At 72.2% G+C, this 16,528-nt stretch carries 15 protein-coding genes; 9 read left to right on the forward strand and 6 right to left on the reverse strand.

The genetic code is table 11. The features are described 5' to 3' along the window. Positions 1-7 precede the first annotated feature (7 nt). From ACZ5FU_RS03380 to ACZ5FU_RS03390, 3 genes are read left to right on the forward strand one after another with little or no spacing between them, the layout of a single operon-like run. A complete protein-coding gene (locus ACZ5FU_RS03380; protein ID WP_469044345.1) occupies positions 8-1,183 on the forward strand; it encodes a toxic anion resistance protein in 1,176 nt (391 codons plus the stop codon). Then, entirely contained in the window at positions 1,180-2,721 is a 1,542-nt protein-coding gene (locus ACZ5FU_RS03385; protein WP_451775225.1) for a vWA domain-containing protein, read from the forward strand. Before ACZ5FU_RS03380 ends, ACZ5FU_RS03385 begins: the two co-directional genes overlap by 4 nt. Continuing rightward, entirely contained in the window at positions 2,708-3,310 is a 603-nt protein-coding gene (locus ACZ5FU_RS03390) for a hypothetical protein (protein WP_451525303.1), read from the forward strand. Before ACZ5FU_RS03385 ends, ACZ5FU_RS03390 begins: the two co-directional genes overlap by 14 nt. A 210-nt stretch (positions 3,311-3,520) precedes the next feature. Here ACZ5FU_RS03390 and ACZ5FU_RS03395 read toward each other — a convergent pair whose 3' ends face one another. Beyond that, on the reverse strand, positions 3,521-5,344 hold the full coding sequence (locus tag ACZ5FU_RS03395; protein WP_469044346.1) for a phosphoenolpyruvate carboxykinase (GTP): 1,824 nt from the start codon (positions 5,342-5,344) through the stop codon (positions 3,521-3,523). Between the two features lie 304 nt (positions 5,345-5,648). On the opposite strand from ACZ5FU_RS03395, the gene trhA reads away from it, so the two are divergent. From trhA to ACZ5FU_RS03415, 4 genes are all read left to right on the forward strand, one after another. After that, the gene (trhA, locus tag ACZ5FU_RS03400; protein WP_451525301.1) at positions 5,649-6,362 is read left to right on the forward strand and encodes a PAQR family membrane homeostasis protein TrhA; all 714 of its coding nucleotides are present in this window, start codon (positions 5,649-5,651) and stop codon (positions 6,360-6,362) included. 150 nt (positions 6,363-6,512) lie between these two features. Next, positions 6,513-8,060, forward strand: a complete 1,548-nt coding sequence (locus tag ACZ5FU_RS03405) for a DHA2 family efflux MFS transporter permease subunit (protein WP_451775221.1) — start codon at positions 6,513-6,515, stop codon at positions 8,058-8,060. A 5-nt stretch (positions 8,061-8,065) separates the two neighbouring features. Next, positions 8,066-8,698 (forward strand): TetR/AcrR family transcriptional regulator, encoded by a 633-nt coding sequence (locus ACZ5FU_RS03410; protein ID WP_469044347.1) that lies wholly within the window; start codon positions 8,066-8,068, stop codon positions 8,696-8,698. 33 nt (positions 8,699-8,731) lie between these two features. Next, a complete protein-coding gene (locus ACZ5FU_RS03415; RefSeq protein WP_469044349.1) occupies positions 8,732-9,463 on the forward strand; it encodes a Mut7-C RNAse domain-containing protein in 732 nt (243 codons plus the stop codon). Between the two features lie 303 nt (positions 9,464-9,766). Here the strand turns inward: ACZ5FU_RS03415 and ACZ5FU_RS03420 are convergent, their stop codons facing one another. The 3 genes from ACZ5FU_RS03420 to mca form a co-directional block, all read right to left on the reverse strand. Next, positions 9,767-11,800 carry a thioredoxin domain-containing protein gene (locus ACZ5FU_RS03420; RefSeq protein WP_468642971.1) on the reverse strand — a complete coding sequence of 678 codons (2,034 nt, stop codon included), beginning with the start codon at positions 11,798-11,800 and terminating at the stop codon, positions 9,767-9,769. A gap of 279 nt (positions 11,801-12,079) precedes the next feature. After that, positions 12,080-12,325 carry a hypothetical protein gene (locus ACZ5FU_RS03425; RefSeq protein ID WP_451525296.1) on the reverse strand — a complete coding sequence of 82 codons (246 nt, stop codon included), beginning with the start codon at positions 12,323-12,325 and terminating at the stop codon, positions 12,080-12,082. Further along, positions 12,318-13,178 carry a mycothiol conjugate amidase Mca gene (mca, locus tag ACZ5FU_RS03430; RefSeq protein ID WP_451525655.1) on the reverse strand — a complete coding sequence of 287 codons (861 nt, stop codon included), beginning with the start codon at positions 13,176-13,178 and terminating at the stop codon, positions 12,318-12,320. Before mca ends, ACZ5FU_RS03425 begins: the two co-directional genes overlap by 8 nt. 181 nt (positions 13,179-13,359) lie before the next feature. Here mca and ACZ5FU_RS03435 point away from each other — a divergent pair, with 181 nt between their 5' ends. Then, positions 13,360-13,758 (forward strand): DUF4307 domain-containing protein, encoded by a 399-nt coding sequence (locus tag ACZ5FU_RS03435; protein ID WP_451525295.1) that lies wholly within the window; start codon positions 13,360-13,362, stop codon positions 13,756-13,758. A 170-nt stretch (positions 13,759-13,928) separates the two neighbouring features. Further along, positions 13,929-14,429, forward strand: a complete 501-nt coding sequence (gene greA, locus ACZ5FU_RS03440; RefSeq protein WP_451525294.1) for a transcription elongation factor GreA — start codon at positions 13,929-13,931, stop codon at positions 14,427-14,429. A gap of 92 nt (positions 14,430-14,521) precedes the next feature. Here the strand turns inward: greA and ACZ5FU_RS03445 are convergent, their stop codons facing one another. Both ACZ5FU_RS03445 and ACZ5FU_RS03450 read right to left on the reverse strand, forming a co-directional pair. Then, complete coding sequence (locus tag ACZ5FU_RS03445; RefSeq protein WP_451525293.1) at positions 14,522-15,391, reverse strand: ABC transporter permease; 870 nt, start codon at positions 15,389-15,391, stop codon at positions 14,522-14,524. Beyond that, positions 15,388-16,389 carry an ATP-binding cassette domain-containing protein gene (locus ACZ5FU_RS03450; RefSeq protein WP_451525292.1) on the reverse strand — a complete coding sequence of 334 codons (1,002 nt, stop codon included), beginning with the start codon at positions 16,387-16,389 and terminating at the stop codon, positions 15,388-15,390. Before ACZ5FU_RS03450 ends, ACZ5FU_RS03445 begins: the two co-directional genes overlap by 4 nt. Positions 16,390-16,528: the final 139 nt, after the last annotated feature.

Below are 16,528 nucleotides of genomic sequence, written 5' to 3' on the forward strand. Positions count from 1 at the left end.
AGACCAGATGAGCACCGCAGCGGACGACTTCACCCTCACCCCGCCGGAGGCCGTCGCGGCCGTACCGCGGGAGAGGGCCGGCGGACTCGTGCCGGTCGACGACCGGGTCCGCACCGACATGGCCGCCAAGGCCGCCGCGTACGTCGGCGGCCTGGCCGCCCTGGACGCCCGCTCGCCCGAGTTCGCCGGCAAGGTCGGCGAGATCACCGCGCTGGGCGCCGGCGAGATGCGCGCCGCGACCGCGCAGTCCAACCGCATGCTGGAGCGCACCGTGCGCAGCCTGCCCGACAAGGGCGGGGACGCCTCGTCGAAGGTGGCCGGCTCGCTCGTCGAACTGCGGCGCGTGGTCGAGGACCTGGACCCGCGGGACCTGCCCGCGAGCAGGGGCCGCAGGTTCCTGTCCCGGCTGCCCGGCGGCAACCGGCTGCGCGACCACGTCGCCAGGTACGCCTCCGCACAGGGCACGTTGAACAACATCGTCGGATCGCTCCGGGGCGGCCAGGACGAACTGCGCCGCGACAACGCCGCGCTGCAGACCGAGCGGGTCCGCCTGTGGGAGACCATGGGCAAGCTCCAGGAGTACGTCGTCCTGACCGAGGCCCTGGACGGCGCCGTCGAGGAGCACATCGCCGGCGTCGGGACCGCCGACCCCGCGCAGGCCGACACCCTGCGCGCCGACGTCCTCTTCCCGGTCCGGCAGAAGCACCAGGACCTGCTCACCCAGCTCGCGGTGTGCGCCCAGGGCTACCTGGCCATGGACGTCGTGCGCCGCAACAACGACGAGCTGATCAAGGGGGTCGACCGGGCGGCCACGACGACCGTGTCGGCGCTGCGGATCTCCGTGATGCTGGCCTCGGCGCTGGAGAACCAGAAGAAGGTCGTCGCGCAGGTCGACGCCCTGCGCGGGACCACCGAGGACCTGATCCGGGGCAACGCGGAGATGCTCGCGACGCAGAGCGGGGAGATCCAGCGCATCGCCGCCGACCCGGCGGTGGGGGCCGAGACCCTGCGGAGCGCCTTCCAGCAGATCTACCGCACCCTCGACGCCATCGACACGTACAAGGTCCAGGCCACCGAGGCGATGGCGGCGACGGTGGAGAACCTGACCTCCGAACTCCAGCACGCGAGCGCCTGGCTGGACCGCAGCCGCGCGCAGGGCGCGCTGGAAGGAGGCCTCGGATGAGACGGGGACGGCCGGCCGCCGCCCTGCTCGCCGCCCTCGCCCTGCTCACCGGGTGCACGGCCGCCCAGGAGGAGGAGAAGGACGCCGGCGCCCCCGAGCCGGGCACCCTGCGCGTCCTGGCCTCCAGCGAACTCGCCGACATGACACCGGTCCTCGAGCGGGTGGCGAAGGACACCGGCGTCACGCTCCGGCCCACCTACATGGGCACCCTCGACGCCGTGGACCTGCTGGCCGGCGGCAAGGCCGACGGCCGCTACGACGCCGTGTGGCTGTCCTCCAACGACTACCTGCGGCTGCGCCCGGACGCGGCGAAGCGGGTCGTCTCGGAGACCTCCGTCATGTCCAGCCCGGTCGCCGTCGGCGTGCGGAGCACCACGGTGGAGAAGCTGGGCTGGAAGCCGGCCGAGGTCACCTGGGCGCAGATCGACGGAGCCGTCCGGGACGGGCGGCTCACCTACGGCATGACCGACCCGGCCCGCTCCCACTCCGGTTTCTCCACGCTGATCTCGGTCGCCTCCGCTCTCTCCGGCGCCCAGTCCGCGCTCACCGACGCGGACGTGGCGAAGGCCCGCCCCCGGCTGAAGGAGTTCTTCCGGGGGCAGAAGCTGACCTCGGGCTCCTCGGGCTGGCTGGCGAGCGCGTACGACCGCCGCGGTGACGTGGACGCGCTGCTCAACTACGAGTCCGTCCTCGAGGGCATCCCGGACCTGACCGTGATCCGCCCGAAGGACGGCGTCGTCACCGCCGACTACCCCCTCTCCTCCCTCGCCGCCACCGACGCGACGACCCGCGAGGACGTGCGCCGGGTGGCCGAGGCGCTGCGCACGGACGCCGTGCAACGGCTGATCACCGACCGCACCCACCGCCGTCCGGTCGTCGCCTCGGTGCCGCCCGCGGCGGGCCTCGACACCGGCCGGCGGCGCGAACTGCCCTTCCCCGGCACCCGGTCCGTCGCCGACGGCCTGCTCGACGCCTACGAGAACGAGCTGCGCCGCCCCTCGCGGACGGTGTACGTCCTCGACACCTCCGGGTCGATGGAGGGCGGCCGCCTCGACGGTCTGAAGACGGCCCTCACCGGTCTCACCGGCGACTTCCGCGACCGGGAGGAGGTCACCCTGATGCCGTTCGGCTCGGACGTGAAGAGCGTGCGCACGCACGTCGTCGACCCCTCCGACCCGGAGAAGGGACTCGCCGCGATCCGCGGCGACACCGAGGCCCTGGAGGCCGACGGCGACACCGCGATCTTCACCTCCCTGGAGAAGGCGTACGACCATCTCGGCACCGGCAAGGACACGTTCACGTCGATCGTGCTGATGACGGACGGCGAGAACACCGCGGGCGCCGACGCGGACGACTTCGGCGCCTTCTACCGCGGGCTGTCCGGCGACCGCCGGGACGTCCCCGTCTTCACCGTCCTGTTCGGCGACTCCGACCGCGAGGAACTGGAGCACATCGCCGAGCTGACCGGCGGCCGTCTCTTCGACGCCCGAAAGGGCTCGCTGGACGGCGCCTTCGAGGAGATCCGTGGCTACCAGTAGGTTCGTGGGCTACCTGGAGTCCCGCAAGAACATCGCCGGCAGCGGGTGCGGGCTGGCCGGCCTGGTGCTGACCTTCACGGGCGCGGCGGGGCCGTACTGGCCGGTCGTGGTCGTCGGCCTGTACGGCGCGGGCGCGCTGATCGCGCCGCCGGAGCGGCCCGCGCCGCCGGACTTCCCCGACCCCTCCGCGCAGCTCGATCAGGTGCGGGGCGACTTCGGCCGGCTGGAGGCGTACCTCGCGGACGTCGAACTGCCGCCCGCGGCGGCCGGCCGGCTCACCGAACTGACGGAACTGCTGGCCGCGTTGTTGGACCCGGGCTGGGTCACCGAGATCCTCGTCCAGGACCCGGAGGCGGTGCACGCGCTGTCGCGGACGGTGCGCCAGGACGTGCCGGAGGCGGTCGACACGTTCGTGCGGACCCGCTGGTGGACGCGGCTCGCGCCGGGCCAGGTGCCGCCCGAGCGGCACCTGGAGCGGCAGCTGGCGCTGCTGCACGAGGAGGCGGAGCGGCTGGCGGCGGGAGTGCGCGAGACGGAGGCGCGCCGTCAGGAGTCGCACACCCGGTACCTGGAGGACCGCTCGAAGTGAGGGCGGAGAAGCCGGGAACGGGCCGGGGAAGGGCGAAGGCCTGCCGCCGTCCGTCCCGTCGGGGCCGGCGGGTGGGCGGCGACAGGCCCTGGGCCCCCCACGCCGTTGTGCGGGGCCTCGCCGGTCGGTGGTGCCGGCACCGCGGCCGGCCGTGACGATCTTGCTGGTCAGGGCACCATCGGAACCGGCCGCGGCGTATGAGGGGGCTGGTCAGCCCAGGCGCCGCACCAGGGCGCGGTACTCGTCCCACAGCTCCTTCGGCGTGTGGTCGCCGAAGGTGTCGAGGTGGTCGGGGATCAGGGCGGCCTCCTCGCGCCAGATCTCCTCGTCGACGGTGAGGAGGAGGTCGAGGTCCTTCTCCGCCAGGTCGAGGCCCTCGGTGTCCAGGGCGCCGGGCGCCGGCAGGATGCCGATCGGCGTCTCGACGCCCTCGGCCGTGCCGTCCAGGCGCTCCACGATCCACTTCAGGACGCGGGAGTTCTCGCCGAAGCCGGGCCAGACGAACCTGCCGTCGTCGTCCTTGCGGAACCAGTTGACGTAGTAGATCTTCGGGAGCTTCGCCTGGTCCTTGCCCTTGGCGACGTCGACCCAGTGACCCATGTAGTCGCCCATGTTGTAGCCGCAGAACGGCAGCATGGCGAAGGGGTCGCGGCGCAGCTCGCCGACCTTGCCCTCGGCGGCGGCGGTCTTCTCGGAGGCCACGTTGGCGCCGAGGAAGACGCCGTGGTTCCAGTCGAAGGACTCCGTCACCAGCGGGACGGCGGTGGCGCGGCGGCCGCCGAAGAGGATCGCCGAGATCGGCACGCCCTTGGGGTCCTCCCACTCGGGCGCGATGATCGGGCACTGCGCGGCGGGGACGGTGAAGCGGGCGTTGGGGTGGGCGGCCGGGGTCCCCGAATCCGGGGTCCAGTCGTTGCCCTTCCAGTCCGTCAGGTGGGCGGGCGGCTCCTCGGTCATGCCCTCCCACCACACGTCGCCGTCGTCGGTGAGGGCGACGTTGGTGAAGACCGCGTTGCCCCACAGCGTCTTCATCGCGTTGGCGTTGGTGTGCTCGCCGGTGCCGGGCGCGACGCCGAAGAAGCCCGCCTCGGGGTTGATGGCGTACAGCCGGCCGTCCTCGCCGAACCGCATCCACGCGATGTCGTCGCCGATGGTCTCGACGGTCCAGCCGCGGGTGGTCGGCTCCAGCATGGCGAGGTTCGTCTTGCCGCAGGCGCTCGGGAAGGCGGCGGCGACGTACTTCGGCTCGCCGTGCGGCGGGGTCAGCTTGAGGATCAGCATGTGCTCGGCGAGCCAGCCCTCGTCGCGGGCCATGACGGAGGCGATGCGCAGGGCGTAGCACTTCTTGCCCAGCAGGGCGTTGCCGCCGTAGCCGGAGCCGTAGGACCAGATCTCGCGGGTCTCGGGGAAGTGCGAGATGTACTTGGTGGTGTTGCACGGCCAGGGGACGTCCGCCTCGCCCTCGGTCAGCGGCGCCCCGAGCGTGTGCACGGCACGCACGAAGAAGCCGTCGGAGCCGAGCTCGTCGAGGACGGGCTGTCCCATGCGGGTCATGGTGCGCATGGACACGGCGACGTAGGCGGAGTCGGTGATCTCGACGCCGATCGCGGAGAGGTCCGAGCCGAGGGGGCCCATGCAGAACGGGACGACGTACATCGTCCGGCCCTTCATCGAGCCGCGGAAGACGCCCTTCTCCCCCTGGAAGACCTCCCGCATCTCGGCGGGGGCCTTCCAGTGGTTGGTCGGGCCCGCGTCCTCCTCCTTCTCGGAGCAGATGAAGGTGCGGTCCTCGACCCGGGCGACGTCGGTCGGGTCGGACGCCGCGTAGTAGGAGTCGGGGCGCTTGACGGGGTCGAGCTTCTGGAAGGTGCCCTTGGCGACCAGTTCCTCGCACAGCCGCCGGTACTCGGCCTCGGATCCGTCACACCAGACCACGTCGTCCGGCTGCGTCAGTTCGGCGATCTCGTTGACCCACGAGATCAGTTCCTGGTGCTGGGTGGGGATGACGGGGGGAGCCGCGATGTCGCGCGCCACGATCGCTCCTAAATGAGGGTTTTTGTCCTTGTCTGCCCCGTGGGGGCCGCGGCCCGGATGCTTCGCAGCGAGCTGCTGAGCGCTCATCCGGTGCCGACCGCACTCATTTGATCATCCGATGCATGCACGCATCTGTCCAGAGGGCGTCACAGATGAGCGGCGTGAGGCTCGCCACGTACGCCCCCCGACCGCTCTCCGCCACCCCTTCGGGAGGCCGGCCGGGGACATGAGACGATGGCCACCCCCGCTCTCCGTCTCGCCCCGCCGACCCGTAACCTACGGTTCCGTAGGTACGATGGAAGGCATGACTGCGTCCGCCCCCGACGCGCGTACGGACACGCCGGCCGCCGGCCGCGGCCCCGTCGCGCTCTCCCTGCCGCATCCGGTCAAACCCAAGCTGCGCGGCTGGCTGCACCTGGCCATGTTCCCCGCGGCCCTGATCGCGGGCCTCGTGCTCACCGCCCTCGCCGACTCCACACGGGGCCGCGTCGCCTGCGGGATCTTCGCCCTCACCGCCTGCCTGCTGTTCGGCGTGAGCGCGCTCTACCACCGGGGCGACTGGAGCCCCCGCATGGACGGCGTCCTGCGCCGCCTGGACCACGCCAACATCTTCCTGATCATCGCGGGCACCTACACGCCGCTGACGATGCTGCTCCTGCCGGGCGCCAAGGGCGAGGTGCTGCTCTGGGGCATCTGGGCCGCCGCCGCGGCGGGAATCGTCTTCCGGGTCTTCTGGGTCGGCGCCCCGCGCTGGCTCTACACGCCCTGCTACATCGCGATGGGCTGGGCGGCCGTCTTCTTCCTCCCCGACTTCATGCGCACGGGCGGCATCGCCGTACTGGTCCTGGTCATCGTCGGCGGCCTCCTCTACAGCGCGGGCGGCGTGATCTACGGCATCAAGCGCCCGAACCCGTCACCGCGCTGGTTCGGCTTCCACGAGGTGTTCCACTCCCTCACCCTGGCGGCGTTCATCACGCACTACGTGGGCATCTCCCTGGTCGCCTACCAGCACGGATAACCCCCGCCCCCCTCCTTTCGAGGGCCACGGCTCGCGAGCCGTGGCCCTTTTCCGTGCGCGCGGAACGACGGGCGGACGGAACGCGGCACGGCGCGACACGACGGCCGACATCGTTGACAGACACCACCTTTTGAGGGTTACTTTCATTTCATGGTCACTGTCACCTCACCCGATCCACGCCGCTGGTGGGCGCTCGCCGCCCTGGTCGCGAGCATGCTGACGCTCGGCTTCGACATGACGATCCTCAACGTGGCGCTCCCCACGATGGCCCGGGACCTCGGCGCCTCGACGGGGGAACAGCAGTGGATGGCGGACGCCTACGTCGTCGTCTTCGCCGCGCTGATGCTGCCCGCCGGACTCCTCGGCGACCGCTTCGGCCGGCGCCGCGTGCTGATCACCGGACTGGGCGTCTTCCTGGCCGGCTCGCTGGCCGGGGCGCTGGCCGACGACGTCACCGGGGTCGTCGTCGCCCGCGCCGTGATGGGCGTCGGCGCCGCGCTGGTCACCCCGCTCGCCCTGTCCGTGCTGCCCTCGCTGTTCGCGCCCGACGAGCGCACCAAGGCCATCGGCATCGTCTCCGCCGGCTCCACGCTCGGCCTGCCGCTCGGCCCGGTCGTCGGCGGCTGGCTGCTCGACCACCACGGGTGGGGATCGGTCTTCCTGATCAACCTGCCGATGGCCGCCCTCGGCATCGCCGCCTGCGTCCTGCTGCTCCCGGAGACCCGCGACCCCGCCTCCCCCCGGGTCGACGCCGTCTCCACGGCGTTCACCGCGACCGGGCTCGGCGCGCTCGTCTACGCGATCATCGAGGCCCCCGACCGCGGCTGGACCGACCCCTCGGTCCTGGCCCCGGCCGGCGCCGCCGTCGTACTGATCACCGCGCTGGTCCTGCGCGAACGGCGGGTCGAGCGGCCCATGCTCGACATGACGCTGCTCGGACGGCGCGGTTTCCTCCTCAACGCCCTCGCCGCGACCCTGGTGATGTTCGTGCTCTCCGGCCTGATGTTCGTGCTGCCGCCCTACCTCCAGGCCGTCCTCGGCCACGACGCCCTCGGCACCGGCGTACGGCTGCTGCCGATGATGGGCGGTCTGCTGGTCGCCGCGCGGGCCGCGCAGCCGGTCGTGGTCCGCTTCGGGTCGCGGGCCGTGGTCGCCGCCGGCCTGGTGGTCCTCGCCTTCGCCGCCCTCCTGGGCAGCCGTACGACGGTGGACTCCGGGTACGGCTTCACCGCGCTGTGGCTGGCCGTCGCCGGGACCGGCTTCGGCCTCTCGGTCGTCCCCGCCATGTCCGGTGCTCTCGGCACCCTGCCCGCCGACCGGGCCGGAAGCGGCTCGGGCCTGCTGATGACCCTGCGCCAGGTGGGCGGCGCGGTCGGCATCGCCCTGCTGGGCAGCCTGCTCGCGAGCGCCTACCGCGACCGCCTCGACGTCGGCGGGCTGCCCGCGGAAGCCGCCGGCACCGCCGGGGAGTCCGTCGTCGCGGCGCACGTCGTCGCCGGCCGGACGGGCGCGGCGGACCTCGTGGCCTCAGCGAACGAGGCGTACGTGCACGGCATGGGCGTCGCGCTCCTGGTGTGCGGTGTCGCCGCCCTCGTCGCCGCCCTGCCGGCGGCCGCGCTGCTGCCGGGGAGCGTGCGCGGCGCCCTCCCGGTCCCCGCCCCTGACCTGGTCGCTCCGAAGGCCGATGCCCGACAATGACCACCATGACGGCCGCACGCTCCCCCCTCTCCCCCGCCGACCGCCCCCGCCTCGGGCTCCGCGAACGCAAGAAGATCAAGACACGCGAGGCGATCCGCTCCGCGATGTACGCGCTGGCCGAGGAGCAGGGGTACGAGGCGACGACGATCGAGCAGATCGCCGAGCGCGCCGAGGTGTCGCCGTCGACCGTCTTCCGCTACTTCCCGACCAAGGAGGACATCGTCCTCACGGACGAGTACGACCCGGTCCTGCTGGAGGAGCTGCGGGCCCGGCCCGCGGACGAGCCGTGGCCGGACACCATCCGGCAGGTGATGCTGGCGGCCGCGCGGGCCGGCGTCGAGGAGGACCCGCGTGCGGCCCGGCTGCGCACCCGGCTGATGGTCGAGGTCCCGGCGGTGCGCTCGCGGATGATGGAGAGCATGTCGGTCACCGGCCGCATGATCTGCGGCGCGCTCGCCGAGCGCACCGGCCGCGACCCCGACAGCCTGGAGGTCCGCGTCTACGCGATGTCCTTCGTCGGCGGCCTGATGGAGGCCTCCCTGTACTGGGCCGAGAACGACCACCGGGGCGACTTCACCACCCTCGTCGACCGCGCGCTGGACGTCCTGGAACACGGCCTCGGAAAGGAGAACCCCTGAGGTCCCGTCGCCTCCCCGTGCCATCCTGACCGGGTGAAAGCACCCGAGATCCGCGTCGAAGTCGCCCCCGAGCTGGCCCCGTTCGTCCCGCCCGCCCGGCGCGCCGGCGCCACCGCCCTCGCCGTCGACGGCGTCTCCACCCTCGGCCACGTCGTCGAGTCCCTCGGGGTGCCCCTCACGGAGGTCGGCACCCTGTCCGTCGACGGCCGCGAGGTCCCGGTCTCGCACGTCCCGGCCGACGGCGAGTCGGTGGAGGTACGCCCCGTCGCCCGCCCCCAGCGGGTACCGGGCGCCCCGCTGCGCTTCCTGCTCGACGTCCACCTCGGCACCCTCGCCCGCCGGCTGCGGCTGCTCGGCGTGGACACGGCGTACGAGTCGACCGACATCGGCGACCCGGCGCTCGCGGCCCGCTCGGCGGCCGAGCGGCGGGTCATGCTGAGCCGCGACCGCGGCCTGCTGCGCCGCCGCGAACTGTGGGCGGGCGCCTTCGTCTACAGCACCGTCCCCGAGGAGCAGCTCCGGGACGTCCTCGACCGGTTCGCCCCCGAGCTGCGCCCCTGGACCCGCTGCACCGCCTGCAACGGGCCGCTGCGCGAGGCCACCAAGGAAGAGGTCACCGACCAGCTCAAGGGCGGCACCCGGAAGACGTACGACGTGTTCGCGCGGTGCCCGGACTGCGGGCGGGCGTACTGGAAGGGCGCGCACCACGAGCAGCTGGAGGCCATCGTGGAACGCGCCCTGCGGGAGTTCGCGGGCGACCACTAGGGTCTTCCGCCCGGACCGGACCGGACCGGACCGGACCGGACCGGGCCGGGCCGGGCCGGGGAGCGGTGCCGGGCCCCGCGAGCCCGGCATGATCCGGACGACGGGCCCCGGGGGCCGCTCCTCACCCCACGGCGTGCCGCCCGCGGGCGGGTCCTCGGCCGGGCGGTTCCGCCACGGGACCGGCGCTCAGGCGGTTCCGCCACGGGACCGGCGCTCGGGCGGTTCCGCCACGGGACCGGCGCTCGGGCCGGCGCTGGGGCGGTTCCGCCGCGGGGCGTGACCGGTTCCCGTCGCGCCCGCGCCTCACGGGGTGGTCTTCGCGCGCAGCGCGTCGACCTCCGTCACCGGCAGATCGCACACGAAGCCGCGGCAGACGTACGCCGTCGGCGCCCCGCCCACCAGCACCCGGTCGGCGAGCAGCGGGAACTCCCCGCTCCCCGGCGTGCCGCAGGCGACCACCGCTCCCGGCGCGGTCGCCAGCAGCGCCGCGCGGTGCAGCTCGCGCGTGCCGGGATCGTGGAGCGAGGGCCCGACGACGGCCACCTCGCGCGGCCCGTCGAGCAGCGCCTCGGCGACGGCCAGACCCCACCCGATGAACCTCGGCACCCGCGGTCCGAGCGTCTTCACGACCCCCAGCGCCTTCTCCGCGGCGGCGCGGTGCGCCTGCGAGCCGGTGTGCGCGGCGTACGACAGCAGCGCCCCGGCGGCCGCCGACCACCCCGAGGGCACCGCGTTGTCGGTCGGGTCCTGGGGGCGCCGGATGAGCTGCTCGGCGTCCGACGCCGTGTCGTACAGGGATCCCGACTCCGGGTCGGTGAAGCGCGCGAGCACGTGGTCGAGCAGGAACCCGGCGAAGTCCAGCCAGACCCCCTCGCCCGTCACCGCGGCCAGCGCGAGGAAGCCCTCGGCGACGTCGGCGTAGTCCTCCAGGACGCCCGCGTTGGCCCCGGCCCTGCCGTCCTTGCTGGTCCGGGTGAGCCGGGCCCGGTCGTCGAGGTGCACCCGGACGAGGAGGTCGGCGGCGGCGACGGCCGCGTCCACCAGGTCGGGCCGGTCGAAGCAGGCGCCGGTCTCGGCGAGCGCGGCGACCGCGAGACCGTTCCAGGCGGCGACGACCTTGTCGTCCCTGCCGGGCGCGGGCCGCTCCGCCCGCGCGGCCAGCAGCCGCTCCTTCACCGACGCGATCCTCTCCGCGTCGGACACGCCCTCGCCCTGCGGCAGCCGGAGCACGGAGGCGCCCTCCTCGAAGGTGCCCTCGTCGGTCACCCCGAAGTGGGCGGCGGCCAGCGCCGCGTCCTCCGCGCCCAGGACGTCGACGAGCTGCGCAGGCGTCCAGACGTAGTACGCCCCCTCCACGTGCCGCCCGGTGCCGTCGTCGCTGTCGGCGTCCAGCGCGGAGGCGAAACCGCCCTCGGCGGTGCGCAGTTCCCGCACCATGAAGTCGGCGGTCTCCAGCGCGACCCGCCGGGCCTGCTCGGACCCGGTCGACCGCCACAGGTGGGTGTACACCCGGCACAGCAGCGCGTTGTCGTACAGCATCTTCTCGAAGTGCGGCACGGTCCAGTCCCGGTCGACGGAGTAGCGGGCGAAACCGCCCCCGAGCTGGTCGTAGATCCCGCCGCGGGCCATCCGCTCGCAGGTGTCCCGCGCCATCTGCAGGGCGCCGTCGGCCCCGGTGCGCGCGTGGTGGCGCAGCAGGAACTCGATCACCATGGACGGCGGGAACTTCGGCGCCCCGCCGAACCCGCCGCGCTGCGCGTCGTACTCCCGGGTCAGCCCGAGCAGCGCCTGCGCCAGCTGCTGCTCGCCGGGCGCCACACCGTCCCCGTAGGAGATCTCGCGTCCGGCGAGGTCGCGCACGATCTTCCCGGCGACCTCGGCGACCTCGTCCCGCCGCTCGCCCCAGGCCTGCCGCACGCCCTCCAGCACCTGCCGGAAGGACGGCATGCCCTGCCGGGGCTCGGGCGGGAAGTAGGTGCCGAAGTAGAACGGCTCGGCGTCCGGCGTGAGGAAGACCGTCATGGGCCAGCCGCCCTGTCCGGTCGCGGCCTGCACGGCCTCCATGTAGACGGCGTCGACGTCGGGCCGCTCCTCACGGTCGACCTTGACGCTGACGAAGTGCTCGTTGAGGTGGTCGGCGGTGGCCCGGTCCTCGAAGGACTCGTGCGCCATGACGTGGCACCAGTGGCAGCTCGAGTACCCGACGCTGAGCAGCACCGGCACCCCCCGTCGGCGCGCCTCCTCGAACGCCTCCCCCGACCAGGGCCACCAGTCGACCGGGTTGTCGGCGTGCTGGAGCAGGTACGGGGACGTCTCATGGGCCAGTCGGTTCGCCATGGGGCCCATCCTGCCGCAGGCGCCCCTCCCGGAACGCGTCCGACGCCCTCCATCGCCCGGGCGCGGACGCCCTGCCGGCCGCTGCCGCCCCCCGCCGGCGCCGTCGTGGCTCCGGAGGCCGGGACGGCAGGCCCGGGCGTGCCGCCGGAACAGGGCCGCGCCGCGGGAACCGGAACAGGCCGCCGGAATCTGGGCAGGCCGTCGGAATCAGGGCAGGCCGTCGGCGCCGCTGTCCGCCCGTGCGGGCAGCGGCGCCGGCGTACCGCGGTGCGGCCCGGCTCAGCCCTTGGCGGGCGTGGTCTTCTCCGCGGCGGTCCCGCCGGAGGCGTCCTCCGGGGTCTCCACGAAGTCGACCTTGCCCATGCGGCGGTTCATCGACTTCATCAGGCCCCAGACCGCGATCGCCATCACCGCGAAGACGATGAAGCCGAGGACGCCGGGGGTGACCTTGTTCTCGTCGACCTCCTTGGCGAGGGGGACGAGGTGCGTCATTGCCAGGCTCACGCTTGCGCTCATGTCAGGCATTGTCGCGGATGCCCGCAAAGAGGTCGTCCTCGGGGAGGGAGGTCTCCACGAGCGACTTCGCCAGTTCGTACTCCTCGGTCGGCCAGACCTCCTTCTGGAGCTCCAGCGGCACCCGGAACCAGCCCCCGTCGGGGTCGATCTGGGTGGCGTGCGCGATCAGCGCCTTGTCGCGGATCTCGAAGAAGTCGGCGCACGGAACGTGCGTGGTCAGCGTGCGCTCGACCCGCTCGAACTCGTCCCAGCGCTTGAGCCAGTCCCCGTACGGCGACTCCAGGCCGCGGTCGAGCATGGCCTGGTGCAGCGCCTCGGTACGCGGACGGTTGAAGCCCTGGTTGTAGTAGAGCTTCAGCGGCCGGTACGCCGGCCCGAACTCGCTCTCCGGGTACTTCGCGGTGTCGTCCGCGCCCTCGAAGGCCACCATGGAGATCTTGTGGGTCATGATGTGGTCGGGGTGCGGGTAGCCGCCGTTCTCGTCATAGGTGGTGATCACCTGGGGACGGAAGGAACGGATCTGCTTCACCAGCTCGCCGGCCGCCTTGTCGATGTCCTCGAGGGCGAAGCAGCCCTCGGGCAGCGGCGGCAGCGGGTCGCCCTCGGGCAGCCCGGAGTCGACGAAGCCGAGCCACTCCTGCTTGATCCCGAGGATCTCGCGGGCCTCGTCCATCTCCTTCTTGCGCACCTCGTGGATGTTCTCCTCGATGTACGCGTCGCCCTGGAGCTTCGGGTTGAGGATGGAGCCGCGCTCCCCGCCCGTGCAGGTCACGACCAGCACGTCCACCCCCTCGGACACGTACTTCGCCATGGTGGCCGCGCCCTTGCTCGACTCGTCGTCGGGGTGGGCGTGCACGGCCATCAGTCGCAGCTGGTCAGTCAAGACTCAAATCCTCAGTAAGTCGGCGCCCCCATGGGACGGGGTGCGATCGGCGGCTTCTATAGTGACCGAATCGGGGGGCCGATAATTCCGTGGGCCCGCCCCCGCAGCCCACTTTCGGACCTTCGCCCGACCGGCCGGAGGCCTTGCCGAGAGGACGATCATGAGCACGGCGAGCACGCGACGGCCCGAGGGCCGTTACGGCCGTTCCTCGGACGAGCGCGCGGACCGCACGCTCAAGGTGACCGGTGCCGTCCTGGGTGTGCTGCTGCTCGCGCTGATCGGCTACTTCGGCTATCACTACGTCGCCCAGAACGAGATCAGCGGCGAGGTGATCACCTTCCAGGTCTCGGACGACTCGGTGCGGGTGCACCTCGAGGTCCGCAAGGACGCGGGGGTGAGCGGCTACTGCACGGTCCGCTCGCAGGCCGAGAACGGCGCCGAGGTGGGCCGCGCCGACTTCCGCTTCTCCGGCCCGGACACGCGCATCGACGAGGCGGTCACGCTCCGTACCACGTCCCGGGGCACCACGGCGGAATTGCTGGGCTGTCACGCCGACTGATCATTGCCGCAATACCCGGGCACTGACCTGCGCCGACGCAAGTCTTATGCCTTATGTCCTCCCCCTTGGGCCGCTGAATTGTTAGGCTCGTGGTTTCGCCCATCTGTGGAGGAACATGCTTCCGGGTAGGGCGATGCTTTGTTATTCCCAGTACCGACGAGGAGCACCCTGTGACCCAGACCAGCGAGAACGTCACCTGGCTGACCCAGGAGGCGTACAACAAGCTCAAGGACGAGCTTGAGTACCTTACTGGTCCTGCGCGCACCGAGATCGCCGGCAAGATCGCGGCAGCGCGTGAGGAGGGCGACCTGCGGGAGAACGGCGGGTACCACGCCGCCAAGGAGGAGCAGGGCAAGCAGGAACTCCGCATCCGCCAGCTCACCCAGCTCCTGGACAACGCCAAGGTGGGCGCCGCCCCGGCGTCCACGGACGGTGCGGTGGCACCCGGCATGGTCGTGACGATCGCCTTCGACGGTGACGAGGACGACACGCTGTCCTTCCTGCTCGCCTCGCGCGAGTACGCGAGCTCCGACATCGAGACCTACTCGCCGCAGTCGCCGCTGGGCTCCGCCGTGATCGGCCACAAGGTCGGCGAGGACGCGGAGTACGAGCTGCCGAACGGCAAGAAGGCCTCCGTACGCATCCTCAAGGCGGAGCCCTACAACGGCTGACGGACCTCGACGGTCCGCACCGTCCCCGTCCCCACGAGACCCCCGGCGCCACGGGCGCCGGGGGTCTCGTCATGTCCGGTGGCCCGGCGCGGTCATGCGGTGGCCGAGCGGTACCTGCGTACCGCCAGGGTGCGGAACACGAGGACGATCAGCACCGAGTAGAGGAGCGAGGCCCAGACCGGGTGCTGCATGGGCCAGGCGCCGGAGGCCGATTGTCCCGGGTTGGCGAACAGGACGCGGCAGGCCTGGACGGTGGCGCTGAAGGGGTTCCACTCGGCGACGTGGCGCAGCCAGGGCGTCATGTTGGCGGTGTCCACGAAGGCGTTGGAGATGAAGGTGACGGGGAAGAGCCAGATCAGTCCGCCGGAGGTGGCCGCCTCGGGGGTGCGCACGGACAGGCCGATGAGGGCGCCGATCCAGGTGAACGCGTAACCCAGGAGGAGCAGCAGACCGAAGGCGGTCAGGACGCGTACGGCGTCGGTGCTGCCGTCGGAGCCGACCCGCCAGCCGACCAGGAGTGCGACGACGGCGAGGACGAGCAGCGTCAGCGCGGTCTGCACGAGGTCGGCGAGGGTGCGGCCGGTGAGGACCGCGCCGCGGGCCATGGGCAGGGAGCGGAAACGGTCGATGAGGCCCTTGTGCATGTCGTCGGCGATGCCCGCGCCGGCTCCGGCGGTGGCGAAGGTGACGGTCTGGGCGAAGATGCCCGCCATGAGGAAGTTCTTGTAGTCGGTGGCGCTGGTGCTGCCGCCGATCCGCATGGACCCGCCGAAGACGTAGGTGAACAGCACCACGAACATGATGGGCTGGATGAGCCCGAAGATGACCATCTCGGGGATCCTGGACATCCGGATCAAGTTGCGTTTCGCAACGACCAGGGAGTCCCGGACGCTCTGCCCGAGCGGGCCGCCCGGGGCCGGGCCCGGGGCCGTGTCCGGGGCGGTGTCGGTGACGGCGCTCATTTCACGGCCTCCTTGCCGTTCTTCTCGGACCGGCCCTCGGACCCGCCCTCGGATCCGTCCTCGGCGGCGTGTCCGGTGAGGGACAGGAAGACGTCGTCGAGGGTGGGGCGGCGCAGGCCGATGTCGTCGATCTCGATGCCGCGGACGTCCAGCTCCCGGATGACCTCGGCGAGGAGCTTGGCGCCGCCGGTGACGGGCACGGTGAGCTTGCGGGTGTGCTCCTCGACGGTGGTGTCGCCCTTGCCGAAGCCGGCCAGGACCTCGACCGCGGGCGGTATGCGCTCGCGGTCGTGCACCACGACCTCCACGCGCTCGCCGCCGGTGCGGGCCTTGAGCTGGTCGGAGGTGCCGCGGGCGATGACCTTGCCGCGGTCGACGACCACGATGTCGTGCGCGAGGTGGTCGGCCTCCTCCAGGTACTGGGTGGTCAGCAGCAGTGTCGTACCGCCGGAGACGAGGCGCTTGATCACCTCCCACAGCATCTGGCGGTTGCGCGGGTCGAGGCCGGTCGTCGGCTCGTCCATGAACATCACGGGCGGGGAGACCACGAGGGCGGCGGCCAGGTCGAGGCGGCGGCGCATGCCGCCGGAGTAGGTCTTCGTGATGCGGTCGGCGGCGTCCACGAGGCCGAACTGGTCGAGCAGTTCGGCAGCCCGGGCCTTCGCCGCCCTCGCCCGCATCTGGTAGAGCCGGCCGACCATCTGGAGGTTCTCGCGGCCGGTCAGGTACTCGTCGACGGCGGCGAACTGGCCGGAGAGGCCTATCGAGCGCCGGACCTCGTTGGGGTGCTTGAGCACGTCGAGGCCGGCGACCACGGCCCGGCCGCTGTCCGGGCGCAGGAGGGTGGTCAGGCAGCGGACCGTGGTCGTCTTGCCCGCGCCGTTCGGCCCGAGGAGGCCGAGGACGGTGCCCTCCGGGACGTCGAGGTCGACGCCGTCCAGAGCCCTTACGTCACCGAAGGTCTTCACCAGGCCTTCGGCATGGATGGCGCCTGGCATGTGAGTCTCCACGTCTTCGGGGATTCTTCGGAAAGCCTAGGTTCGCGTGTTTCGTTCCGCCCGATCGGGACGCGTCGAGCCCGTCGGCGAAACGGCGCGACCCCCACCGTAACGCGATGTATCGCGTCCCTCAACGGAC

Source organism: Streptomyces sp. NPDC031554, from assembly GCF_055580685.1.

Coding starts and splice junctions, on each gene's coding strand:
- ACZ5FU_RS03435 (WP_451525295.1), top strand. CDS start 13,360: ATGAGCACGGCGAGCACGCGACGGCCCGAGGGCCGTTACGGCCGTTCC.
- ACZ5FU_RS03410 (WP_469044347.1), top strand. CDS start 8,066: ATGACGGCCGCACGCTCCCCCCTCTCCCCCGCCGACCGCCCCCGCCTC.
- ACZ5FU_RS03425 (WP_451525296.1), bottom strand. CDS start 12,325: ATGCCTGACATGAGCGCAAGCGTGAGCCTGGCAATGACGCACCTCGTC.
- trhA (WP_451525301.1), top strand. CDS start 5,649: ATGACTGCGTCCGCCCCCGACGCGCGTACGGACACGCCGGCCGCCGGC.
- ACZ5FU_RS03420 (WP_468642971.1), bottom strand. CDS start 11,800: ATGGCGAACCGACTGGCCCATGAGACGTCCCCGTACCTGCTCCAGCAC.
- ACZ5FU_RS03445 (WP_451525293.1), bottom strand. CDS start 15,391: ATGAGCGCCGTCACCGACACCGCCCCGGACACGGCCCCGGGCCCGGCC.
- ACZ5FU_RS03450 (WP_451525292.1), bottom strand. CDS start 16,389: ATGCCAGGCGCCATCCATGCCGAAGGCCTGGTGAAGACCTTCGGTGAC.
- ACZ5FU_RS03380 (WP_469044345.1), top strand. CDS start 8: ATGAGCACCGCAGCGGACGACTTCACCCTCACCCCGCCGGAGGCCGTC.
- ACZ5FU_RS03385 (WP_451775225.1), top strand. CDS start 1,180: ATGAGACGGGGACGGCCGGCCGCCGCCCTGCTCGCCGCCCTCGCCCTG.
- mca (WP_451525655.1), bottom strand. CDS start 13,178: ATGGCCGTGCACGCCCACCCCGACGACGAGTCGAGCAAGGGCGCGGCC.
- ACZ5FU_RS03405 (WP_451775221.1), top strand. CDS start 6,513: ATGGTCACTGTCACCTCACCCGATCCACGCCGCTGGTGGGCGCTCGCC.